General features: G+C 68.0%; 10 protein-coding genes. 3 read left to right on the top strand and 7 right to left on the bottom strand.

Features of this window, described 5'->3' with window-relative positions; translation table 11 throughout:
- Positions 1-413: 413 nt before the first annotated feature.
- From AB0J95_RS27760 to AB0J95_RS27740, 5 genes are all read right to left on the bottom strand, one after another.
- The gene (locus AB0J95_RS27760; protein WP_364763758.1) at positions 414-1289 is read right to left on the bottom strand and encodes a LysR family transcriptional regulator; all 876 of its coding nucleotides are present in this window, start codon (positions 1287-1289) and stop codon (positions 414-416) included.
- Positions 1290-1352: 63 nt separating this feature from the next.
- Complete coding sequence (ald, locus tag AB0J95_RS27755; protein ID WP_364763755.1) at positions 1353-2462, bottom strand: alanine dehydrogenase; 1110 nt, start codon at positions 2460-2462, stop codon at positions 1353-1355.
- A 119-nt stretch (positions 2463-2581) separates the two neighbouring features.
- The gene (locus AB0J95_RS27750; RefSeq protein ID WP_364763752.1) at positions 2582-4114 is read right to left on the bottom strand and encodes a helix-turn-helix domain-containing protein; all 1533 of its coding nucleotides are present in this window, start codon (positions 4112-4114) and stop codon (positions 2582-2584) included.
- Between the two features lie 505 nt (positions 4115-4619).
- Positions 4620-5063, bottom strand: coding sequence for a VOC family protein (locus AB0J95_RS27745; protein ID WP_364763749.1), 444 nt, complete (start codon positions 5061-5063; stop codon positions 4620-4622).
- Complete coding sequence (locus AB0J95_RS27740; protein ID WP_364763746.1) at positions 5060-5407, bottom strand: PadR family transcriptional regulator; 348 nt, start codon at positions 5405-5407, stop codon at positions 5060-5062. Before AB0J95_RS27740 ends, AB0J95_RS27745 begins: the two co-directional genes overlap by 4 nt.
- 61 nt (positions 5408-5468) lie before the next feature.
- Here AB0J95_RS27740 and AB0J95_RS27735 point away from each other — a divergent pair, with 61 nt between their 5' ends.
- Positions 5469-5852 carry a VOC family protein gene (locus tag AB0J95_RS27735; protein WP_364763743.1) on the top strand — a complete coding sequence of 128 codons (384 nt, stop codon included), beginning with the start codon at positions 5469-5471 and terminating at the stop codon, positions 5850-5852.
- On the opposite strand, the gene AB0J95_RS27730 is transcribed toward AB0J95_RS27735, so the two are convergent.
- A complete protein-coding gene (locus AB0J95_RS27730; RefSeq protein ID WP_364763740.1) occupies positions 5835-6683 on the bottom strand; it encodes an SGNH/GDSL hydrolase family protein in 849 nt (282 codons plus the stop codon). The genes AB0J95_RS27735 and AB0J95_RS27730 overlap by 18 nt on opposite strands.
- A gap of 10 nt (positions 6684-6693) precedes the next feature.
- A complete protein-coding gene (gene rdmE, locus AB0J95_RS27725) occupies positions 6694-8202 on the bottom strand; it encodes an aklavinone 12-hydroxylase RdmE (protein WP_364763737.1) in 1509 nt (502 codons plus the stop codon).
- 199 nt (positions 8203-8401) lie between these two features.
- Here rdmE and AB0J95_RS27720 point away from each other — a divergent pair, with 199 nt between their 5' ends.
- Both AB0J95_RS27720 and AB0J95_RS27715 read left to right on the top strand, forming a co-directional pair.
- Entirely contained in the window at positions 8402-9703 is a 1302-nt protein-coding gene (locus AB0J95_RS27720; RefSeq protein ID WP_364763734.1) for a bifunctional o-acetylhomoserine/o-acetylserine sulfhydrylase, read from the top strand.
- Positions 9700-10782 carry a homoserine O-acetyltransferase gene (locus AB0J95_RS27715; RefSeq protein WP_364763731.1) on the top strand — a complete coding sequence of 361 codons (1083 nt, stop codon included), beginning with the start codon at positions 9700-9702 and terminating at the stop codon, positions 10780-10782. The genes AB0J95_RS27720 and AB0J95_RS27715 overlap by 4 nt, the downstream gene beginning before the upstream one ends.
- Positions 10783-10909: the final 127 nt, after the last annotated feature.

The raw sequence follows: 10909 nt of genomic DNA, 5'->3' as shown, positions 1-10909 counted from the left end.
AGGGGGATCCGCCAACGCAAAGCACAACGCTGGAAGCCCTACGGATCCCCCTTGACACCTGTGATTACCTCCGGCAGGCCATACGGGAGGGACAGAACACGCACCCAACCCAGCCCACAAGGATCCGAAGGATCCCCTGCCCCTCTTGGCGGCCTGCCCGTCCGGCGAGGACATCTCTCCCACCCAGCCAACTTCACCCCCCGCCCCAGCGAAAAAACAGCTCAATCCCAGCGACAACAAAAGTTGGACCCACCTCACACCCAACACCAATACTCAGCACGTGCAGGCAGAAACATCCGAAGCCGCAAGAGTCCTACAACGCCTAGCAGTACGGGTGTTCGCACTAGCCCTCCTCGCCGAGATCACCGGCGAGACCCTCCTCGCGATCGCCCTCACCCTCACCGCCTCCGGCCTCATGCTCGCTCGCCTCCCGTGAGATGCCCCAGCAGAGCCCGAGCGGAGGGGTTCACCAGTGATGGTGTCCGCCCGGCAAGGTAGATCGTTCGAGTGAAACTGCCAGAGACGATCTCCGCGTAAGGCAGCCCGGACCGCGCGGCGATCGGCTCCGGCAGGATCGTCACCCCCAACCCCGCGGTCACCAAGTCCACCAACAAAGGCACGTGGGTAGCAGTGCACACGATGTTGTGGCGAACCCCCGCATCCGCGAACCGCCGCGCCACCATCTCCTGCATGGCACTCCCGGAGAACTCCACAAACGGCTCGTCATCCAGATCCGCCAGCCCAACCTGACGCACAGAAGCCAGCCGATGCCCCGGATAGGTGACCAGCACCAGAACCTGGCTCCACTCCGCGAACGCGGTCAACCCGGAAGGCAACGGCCCGTCGAAGGCCAGGAAAGCCAGATCCAGCTCCCCGGAGTCCAGCGCGGCGATCAGGTCCGGCACCGCCCCGTCGCGCACATGGATCCTGATCCCCGGGTAACGCGACCGGAACACCCCCAGCGAGCGCGGCAAATCGATCACCGTCAACGTCTGCACCGTCCCAATACCGACCCGCCCTCGCGAAAGCCCTGACACCGCAGCGACTTCGCCGCGCGCGAGGTCGAGGTCCGCCAAAAGACGGTTCGCGACCGGGATCAGGGCTCGGCCCGCGTCGGTCAGGATCACCCGGCGCGTTGTTCGTTCGAACAGTTGCGCGCCCAGTTCGGCTTCCAACTTGCGGACCGAGGCGCTCAATGCCGACTGGACGATGTGGGCTCGTTGCGCCGCGGCGGTGAAGCTGCCTTCTCGGGCCACCGCCAGGAAGTGTTCGAACTGCCGCAACTCCATGTGCCGACAATGCAGTAGGGCCCTGGCGCATGCACGCCAGGGCCCTACTTGGGGAACGCGGGCTTACAGAACGTCAGCCAGCGGAGTGTGCGGCAGGCCGTGCGCCTCGGCGACCGGGCCGTTGGTCAGGTGACCTGCGTGGGTGTTCAGGCCCAGGGCCAGTTCGCTGTCGGCCTGCAGGGCCGCGTGCCAGCCGTGGTCGGCCAGTGCGACGGCGTAGGGGAGCGTCACGTTGGTCAGCGCGTACGTCGAGGTACGCGGGACCGCGCCGGGCATGTTCGCGACGCAGTAGAAGACCGAGTTGTGCACCAGGTAGGTGGGGTCGTCGTGGGTCGTCGGGCGGGAGTCCGCGAAGCAGCCGCCCTGGTCGATCGAGATGTCCACCAGCACCGAGCCCGGCTTCATCCGCTCCACCAGCGCGTTGCTCACCAGCTTCGGTGCCTTCGCGCCCGGGACCAGCACCGCGCCGATCACCAGGTCGGCCTCCAGCACCGCCTGCTCGAGGGTGTACCGGTTCGACGCGATGGTGCGGATCCGGCCGTTGAAGTCGACGTCGATCTGACGCAGCCGGTCCACGTTCGTGTCCAGGATCTCCACGTCCGCGCCCATACCCTGGGCGATCCGGGCCGCGTTCACGCCCGCGACACCGCCACCGATCACCACGACCCGCGCCGGGTGCACGCCGGGAACACCACCGGGCAGCACGCCACGGCCACCGGACGGCCGCATCAGCGAGTACGCGCCGACCTGCGGCGCCAGCCGGCCGGCGACCTCGGACATCGGCGCCAGCAGCGGCAGCGACCGGCCGACCTGGACGGTCTCGTAGGCGATACCGGTCGTACCCGCGTCCAGCAGGGCCTGGGTCAGCGGCTGGTCGGCGGCCAGGTGCAGGTAGGTGAACAGCACCTGGTCCTTGCGCAGGTACTGGTACTCCGCGGCGATCGGCTCCTTGACCTTCATCACCATCTCGCCCTCGGCCCACACCTCGGCGGCGGTGGCCAGGATCTTGGCGCCCGCGGCGAGGAACTCCTCGTCCGGGATGGCGGAGCCGGCGCCCGCGCCCGCCTCGACGAACACGTCGTGGCCGCGGGCGGTCAGTTCGTGCGCACCGGCCGGGGTGAGGGCTACCCGGTACTCGTGGTTCTTGATCTCGCGGGGAACGGCGATCTTCACGGCGGGCTCTCCTCTGGGCCATTTGGGTGCGTTACACCACGGTCCCGCACACATAGAGCGATGTCATCGTGCGGACAGCACTAGTAGGGGGAACCCCTATTGTTTCGGCAGCACAAATGCTACGCCCAGCGGCTGATGGCGAGCTGCACCGTGAGCGCCAGCCGGATGTCCGGATCGTCCAGATCGAGGGCGGTGAGTTCAACCAGTCGTGTCATCCGGTACCGGAGGGTGTTCGCGTGGATCCGCAACGCCCGCGCGGCCGCCTTCGGATCACCCGGATGGCGAAGCCACGCATACAGAGTGTCCACATAGCACGATCCGGTCTGCTCGTCCTGCGCCCGCAGCAACGGCAACACGCCCAGCTCACCGGCCCCCGTCGGCGCCCCGGCGACCGCCACCCGGTGCAGCGCCACCACCGGCCACACCTCGTCGTGATTGGCCACCTTGCTGTCCACCAAACGGGCTTTGACCAGGCTCAACGCCTCCTCGGCCTGCACCCGCGACAACGCCATGTTCACGATGTCCATCGGCGCCCCCACCCCCACCAGCGCCTGCGGCTCCGACCCGAGCGCCTCCCGCAACGCGGGCCACCCCACACGGTCCGGAACGATCGCGTACAGCACCCCGTGCAGGTCCGTCACCACCGGCCGCCGCCCCACCCCCGCGGTGATCCGTTCCCACAGGGCGAGCCGCAACCCCTCCGCGCCCAACGCATCCGTGGTGTCGACATCCACCGCGACCACCCGGTGCGGCACCTCCTCCAGGTCCAGCTCGGCCGCCGCCAGCCGCACACTGCCCTTGCCCTGCAACACGGTCCGCACCAACTCGGCGGACCGGCGACGTTCGGCATCGGCCAACGCCCGCCGCCGCAACAAATGCAGCGCCACCACCGGAGCCGTGTCAGCAAAGGCCGCCGCCCGCTCATCCGACACCGGTCCGGCCACCACCGCCCACATCGACCCGAGCAGCTCACCGCCCATCCGGATCGGCACGATCAGCCGCGGCAACGTGCCATCCCGCTGCGCCGGCACGAAGATCGTCGTCCGCCCGCGGCTCAGCTCCCGGAACACCCCCCGCGACCGGAACCGCGCGAGCACGTCATCCGGCACCCGCCGCCCCATGATCGTCGAGATCCGAGCGGGGTCGGTCCGGTCCTGACGAGCGGAGTACGCAAGCACCCGCGAGTTCGCGTCCTCGATCGTCACCGGCGCATCGACCACCGCCGCGGCCGCATCGGCCAGCCGGAACAAGTCACCCAACCCCGCCGACCCCGGCTCCGCGCCGTACTCATCGTCGGCGGCGGCATCGAGGATCGTCCGCAACAACCACACGAGCTGAGCCCAAGCAGCATTCGTGTGCACCTCGATGATCGCCGTGCCGCCGGACTTCGCAGCGGACAACACGGTCGAACCGGACGAAAGCGGCGGCTTCAGCAGCACGGCCGCAGCCCCCTTCGCCCCACAATGCTCGACAAGCTCAGCGGCCTTCGCGGCAGTGTTCACGGTCACACCCAGCACCAGGTCCCCGTCCGCCACATGCGTCCGGCGACCCACCTCAGCGATCACCACATCCGCCACACCGCGATCACCAGGCAGAACAGTCCGCAACAAGGTCGGCCCCACCCGATCCACGACACCCTGCACGGTAATCACCGGACAAGTCTGGACCGAACCCCGAGAAAAACCCCGCCGACCCACGCAACCTTCAGGGGGTCAAGACCGTCTAGCAGGTAAAGGGGTTTAGGAAGACTTGATGTGGGGTACCGCGTAAGAGGTTCACCACGCCAGGTGTGAGTGAGCACGGGGGCTCGCACACCCGGGTCCCGCCGGGTATTCGAGCGGGGGTGTGGCCGTCATCGGGGGCGACCACACCTCCGCACCTCCTCGGGGGACCCGTGCTCGGTGTCGCTTCGCTCCACCTTCGCCGGGTCGTCGGTGATGATGTTGGGGGGACGACCCCCCAAACCCCCCGAACGGGCGGCTTCGCCGCCTAGCGACTTCGTCGCCAAAGATGCGGCCTTCGGCCGTGTCCCCCGTTGGTGCAGGGTGTGTCCCCCGTTGCTCCGGGGTGTGTTCCTCTTTGCTCCGGCGACACGGTCGATCGACACGGCAGCCGAACGCAGCGGATCGACACAGCAGCGGCACCCGACAAGACCGCCTACACCTGATCGGGCGAATTCCTCAGGATGTCATCCAGCGAAATCTCATCCCGGGTTGAGCACAGCGCCCACCGGTGCCCGAACGGGTCCACGACCACCCCGTAGCGCTCACCCCAGAACATCTCCTCCACCGGCCGCTCCACGGTCGCCCCCGCGAAGATCGCCCGACGCGCAAGGTCGTCGACGTCCTCGACCTCCAGCAGCAGCATCACCGGCGAGTCCCCGATCGTCTCCGGGCTGAACGCCTTCAGCTGCGGTGTCTCCTCGCTGACGATCAACCGGCCGCCGCCGATCGCCAGGTCCACGAACAGCAGCGTCCCGTCCGGCAGTTTGTTGACGAACACCTCCACCGCGCCGAAAGCCTTCCGGTAGAACGCAAGCGCCGCCGGCACGTCCCGGACGAAAATGTGCGGCGTCAGGCTCACCGCCCGCGAAGGCTTCATGCCGTCTTCCGCCTGCCCAGCAGCCCCGCGTCCTCGGCCGCGCTGACCATGCGCTGCAACAACGAAGCCTCCTGAACCGCCGCCGAACGCCCCAGCGGGGTCAGCTCGTAGTACCGCCGCCGAGCGTCGTGCGGGTCTTCACTCTCGTTCGCGACCTCGACCACCAGACCGTCCGCGACCAGGCGCTGCAAAGTCCGGTACAGCGTCCCCGGCCCGAGGCGAACCGTCCCGTCCGACAAAGTCTCCACGAACCGCATCACGGCATACCCATGCGCCGCCCCGCCCGCGAGGGCGAGCAGCACCTGGAACCCCGCGGGGGTCAGTGGTGGATTGCGGTCCGGCATGCGCGCAGTCTACAGTCCAGTGTCGTTGTATCCGATGTGGATATATCCGGGAGGGACTGTCGTGATCAAGGGTGTGCACCAGGTCGTTCTTTATGTGGACGACCAGGACAAGGCCAAGGCTTTCTGGACCGAGCAGGTCGGGTTCGAGGTGCTGCAGGACGCCGCTTATGGCGAGGGGCAGCGGTGGATCGAGGTCGGCACGCCGGACAAGCAGATGCGGCTAGTTCTCTCCACCAAGCTGCCCGGGTGGTCGGCGGGGGAGATGCCGGATGGCATGCCCACCTCGAACGTCATGTTCTACAGCGACGATGTCGAGCGCTCGTACCAGGAGCTGAGCGCGCGCGGGGTCACCTTCCACACCAAGCCGGTGCGGATGCACTTCGGCTGGTGGTCGGTGTTCGAGGACAACGAGGGGACGAGGTACGGGCTATCCCAGCAGGATTGACGGCACCGCCAGGGCCGCGACCACGAGCATTCCCTTGGCGTTGGGGTGCATCGGGGCTGCCGGTGAGGTCGGGTTGAGGCCTTCGACCCACTTGCGGTCCGGTGGCTGGCAGGCGTCGTGGCCCGAGGAGAACGCGTACGGGTTCACGAAGGACGCGCCATGGCGGCGGGCCTGGGTGGCGAGCTGGCGGTTGAGCAGCTGGCCGATGCCGTCGAAGTAGGGGCCGTCGCCCGTGGCGAACGGGACCTGGGGGAAGCAGCTGCCTTGCGCGGGCAGGATTCGCAGGTAGCCGACGACCACGATGTGCGCTCGTGGCGAGCGTTGGCGGATGCCGTCCAGGACCGCGGCGATCTTGGGGCCGACCGCGGCGACGCGGGCGGCCAGTTCGTCCTTGCCGGTTGCCTTGTAGTGCTGTTCGCACGGGTTGCCGGCCGGGTCCTGGGCGGCGAGCCGGCCGCAGGTCGCCAGGATCTCGCCGAAGCCGATGTCGTTGCCGCCGATCATCACGGTGACCAGCGACGTGTCCTTCTTCAAGGCGGTGAACTGCGCCGGGTTCGTGCCGCCCTGGACCTGTTGCGGCGCGGTCATGTCCACCGTGCGGGCGCCGCCGCAGCTGACGTCGGTGAAGTTCCGCAGGTGTAACCACTGCGCCAGCAACGAGGGGTAGTTGTGGTTGGACCGGGTGCATCCGGCCGGCAGCCCGGTCTGGTCCGGGATGCCGGGGCCGGATGCGTACGAGTCACCGAGAGCGACATAGCCGCCACCGGGTGCGGCGTTGGCCGGTGTGGCCATTAGCAGGCCCAGCAACACAATGGCGGCGATTATGCGCATGCCGTTCAACCTAACAAGACAGGACCTGTTTGAGCACCGACTCGAGCTTGCCAGGTGTTGCCTCTTCGCTGGTCCGCCAGGCGACCACGCCATCCGGGCGGATCAGCGAGGCACCCTTGTCGCCGATGCCGTAGACCGAGCCGTCGACCGGGTAGCAGTCCACCGACGCCTGTTCGTGCCATGCTTGACCGTCTTGTCCGGTGAGCAGCACCCACTGGCCGATAAGGTCCACTGTGGACTTTCCTGGGGAGATCCACGAGTGCGGCGCGTGGAAACCCGGTCGCCCACTGGGTTCGAAGGCGTTCTCCACCGGGGAGTCGTCGTCATCGTCGATGATCACCGCGGTGGACCGCCGGCGGCTGCCCAGCATCGCGTTCTCCGTGCCGACCGACTCCGGGATGTCCAGGCCGGCCAGGTGCGGGGCCATCCGGTGGACGTAGTTGTGCAGCGACTCGTTCACCACCAGCTGTGCGTACTCCTTGCGCTCCGCCTCATAGGTGTCCAGCAGGCCGTCGCCCGCCTCGCCTTTGAGCACAGCGGCGAGCTTCCAGGCGATGTCGAACCCGTCCAGCACCGCCGTGTTGCCGCCCATCCCACCGGTCGGCGGGGTGACCTTGCCCGCGTCGCCGACGAGGAAGATCCTGTTGTCCCGCCAGCGTTCCGCGATCCGCGCGGCCATCTCCCACGCGCCCCGCCAGACGATCTCCGGGTTCAGCTCCGGCATGTCCAGGCCGATCCGGATCAGCTCGATCAGCCGCTCCTCGGTGTAGTCGGCCGCCGACTCGCCGTTCTCCGGGTGGTACTCCACCGAGAAGATGTGCCGGTTGGCGTGCGGGGTGTTGACGAACGCGCCGGTGAACTTCGGGTTCTGCAGGTAGTGCAGCCAGACCTCGTTGCTGGGCACCAGACCGGTGAGGTCGGCCTCGAACACCAGACCGATGTGGTTGGCCAGCCTGCCTTTGCCGAACCGTGGAATGCCAAGGGTTTCGCGGATCCGGCTGCGGGCGCCGTCGGCGGCCAGCAGGTACTTCACCCGGACGGTCTCGACATGTCCGGTCTCGACGGTGAGCAGCTGCGCGGTGACGCCGTCCTCGTCCTGCTCGAACGAGGTCAGCTCGGTGCCGAACCGCACCTCGGCGCCGTGTTTCCGGGCCTGGGCAAGGAGAATCGGCTCCACCTGGTCCTGACTCGCCGACCCCCAGCCGGCGGGTGTGACCTTCGCGGTGGCCTCGTAGAACTCGTCGAAGTCCTCGATGATCGTGTGCATCACCCTGCCCTGCACGCTTTCCGCGACCTTGATGCGCAACGCGCGCTCCTCGCCGCCCGCCTTGCGCACCTCGTCGGCCACCCCGCCGGCACGCAGCACCTCCATCGTGCGCGGGAACTGGCCGGAGGCCCTTGGGTGCGGCGAGGTACCGGCGTGCCGTTCCACCAGCAACACCCGGACCCCTTGCCGTGCCAGAAACATCGCCGCCGATGTCCCGGCGAGTCCAGCTCCTGTGATCAGTACGTCTGTCATGAAAAGCATCTTAGAATCTAAGAGACTCTGAACGCAAGAGTTATGTTCGCTGAGAGATGCGGGGGCGTTCCACCAGATGGACGCCGTATCGGGGGTGGCGAGGTCCGGCTAGCGTCCTGACCGTGGATCCGCTCGTCGGCGCCCCGGGCGTTTCCGCTTGAGCCACATGGCTTTCCGCCACCCAGACCCAGGAGAACGCATGTCCACCGACGGCTGGTCCTTCGAAACGAAGCAGATCCACTCCGGCGCCCAGCCCGACCCGGCGACCGGCGCCCGGGCCACGCCGATCTACCAGACGACCTCGTACGTCTTCCGCGACACGCAGCACGGCGCGGACCTGTTCAGCCTCGCCGAGGCGGGCAACATCTACACCCGGATCAACAATCCAACCCAGGACGTGCTGGAACAGCGAGTGGCCGCACTGGAAGGAGGGATCGCGGCGGTCGCGTTCGCCTCCGGTCAGGCGGCGGAGACCGCCGCGATCCTGACCCTGGCCAAGGCGGGTGACCACCTGGTGTCCAGCGCGAGCCTGTACGGCGGCACGTACAACCTGTTCCACTACACGCTGCCCAAGCTGGGCATCGAGGTCAGCTTCGTGGACGACCCGGACAACCTCGACGAGTGGCGGGCCAAGACACGGCCGAACACCAAGCTGTTCTTCGCCGAGAGCCTGGCCAACCCGCGTAGTCACGTTCTCGACATCGCGCGGGTCGCCGAAGTGGCGCACGATGGAGGCGTGCCGCTGATCATCGACAACACCGTGCCGACGCCGTACCTGCTGCGGCCGATCGAGCACGGCGCGGACATCGTGATCCACTCGGCCACGAAGTACCTGGGCGGCCACGGCACCGCGATCGCCGGAGTCGTTGTGGACGGCGGAAAGTTCGACTTCGGCGTGCACGCGGACCGGTTCCCCGACTTCCACGAGCCGGACCCGAGCTACCACGGCCTGCGGTACTGGCCGGTCCTCGGTCACGGCGCGTTCGCCGCGAAACTCCGCGTTCAGCTGCTGCGGGACACCGGTGCGGCGATCGCGCCGCTGACGAGTTTCCTTGTCATTCAAGGGATCGAGACGTTGTCGCTGCGGATCGAGCGGCACGTGGCCAACGCGCAGGCGCTCGCCGAGTGGCTGGAGCAGCGTGATGAGGTGCTGGCGGTGCACTACGCGGGCCTACCGAGCAGCCCATTCCACGCCACAGCCCAGAAGTACCTGCCGAAGGGCGCCGGCGCGGTGGTGAGTTTCGAGCTGCGCGGTGGGGTCGAGGCCGGGCGGGCGTTCGTGGACGGCACGGAACTGTTCTCGCAGCTGGTGAACATCGGCGATGTGCGCAGCCTGATCGTTCACCCGGCGAGCACCACGCACAGCCAGCTCACGCCCGAGGAGCAGGCGGTCACCGGGGTCACGCCCGGGCTGGTCCGGCTTTCCGTTGGCCTGGAAGGGATCGAGGACCTCAAGGCGGACCTGGAGGCCGGGTTCCGGGCAGCGAAGGCCAACACATGAGCGGTGGCTGGCGGCAGGGAGACGCGGCGGGCCGTCGCCGCTGGGTCTCCCTGCCCCGGCTCGTCCTGGAGTCCGGCGACCAGTTGCCGGACCCGGTGATCGCGTACGAGACGTGGGGAACTCCCAACGCGGACAAGTCGAACGCGGTCCTGGTGTTGCACGCGTTGACCGGCGACAGCCACGCTGCCGGGCCCGATGAGCCTGGTCACGCCAGCCCGGCGTGGTGGGACGGCGTCATCGGCCCGGGCAAGGCGGTCGACACGAACCACTGGTTCGTTGTCGCGCCCAACGTTCTGGGCGGATGTCAGGGGACGACCGGGCCGTCGTCGGTAGCGGCCGATGGAAAGCCTTGGGGGAGCAGGTTTCCGGCCATCACCGTGCGCGATCAGGTGAACGCCGAAGCGGTTTTCACCGATGCCTTGGGAATTACCCAGTGGGCGGCGGTGCTCGGCGGGTCGATGGGCGGGATGCGGGCACTGGAATGGGCGGCCACCCATCCCGGCCGGGTGCGCAACCTGTTGCTGTTGGCCTGTCCCGCCGCCGCGTCCGCCGACCAGATCGCCTGGGCCGCGCCGCAACTCGCGGCCATCCGGGCGGACGCCGAATTCCGTGATGGCGACTACTACTCGGGTCCGGGACCGACGACCGGCCTGGGTATCGCCCGCCGGATCGCGCACATCACGTACCGCAGCGAGAACGAGCTTGGCACCCGGTTCGGGCGCAATCCCCAGGGCGACGGCAGGTTCGCGGTCGAGTCCTATTTGGACCACCAGGCGGCCAAGCTGATCCGCCGGTTCGACGCCAACAGCTACCTGGTGCTGACCGAGGCGATGAACGGCCACGACGTCGGTCGCGGCCGGGGCGGGGTGCGGCAGGCCCTGAGCCAGGTGCGGGCCAGGACGATCGTCGCGGGCATCGACAGCGACCGCCTCTACCCGCTGTACCAACAAGCGGAACTCGCCGAACACATTCCCGGAGCGGGTGATCTCCGGGTCGTCACCTCACCCTACGGCCACGACGCCTTCCTGATCGAAACCGAACAAATCGCGCCCCTCATCAAGGAACTCCTCGGCGGCTGACCCGCGTGTCCCACATTCGTGGGGTGTGTGTCCCACGTTCGGAGACCCTGAAATCCCCGCCCACAGGGGAATTCGGGGGCGGTGAGTGTGGGACACGGGGGCGGTCAGTGTGGGACACGGGGGCGGT

It is taken from the genome of Actinocrispum sp. NPDC049592 (genome assembly GCF_040675465.1).
Taxonomy (GTDB): domain Bacteria; phylum Actinomycetota; class Actinomycetes; order Mycobacteriales; family Pseudonocardiaceae; genus Kibdelosporangium.
Note: the sequence above shows the minus strand (reverse complement) of the source record. Positions and strands in the feature narration are given on the sequence as shown.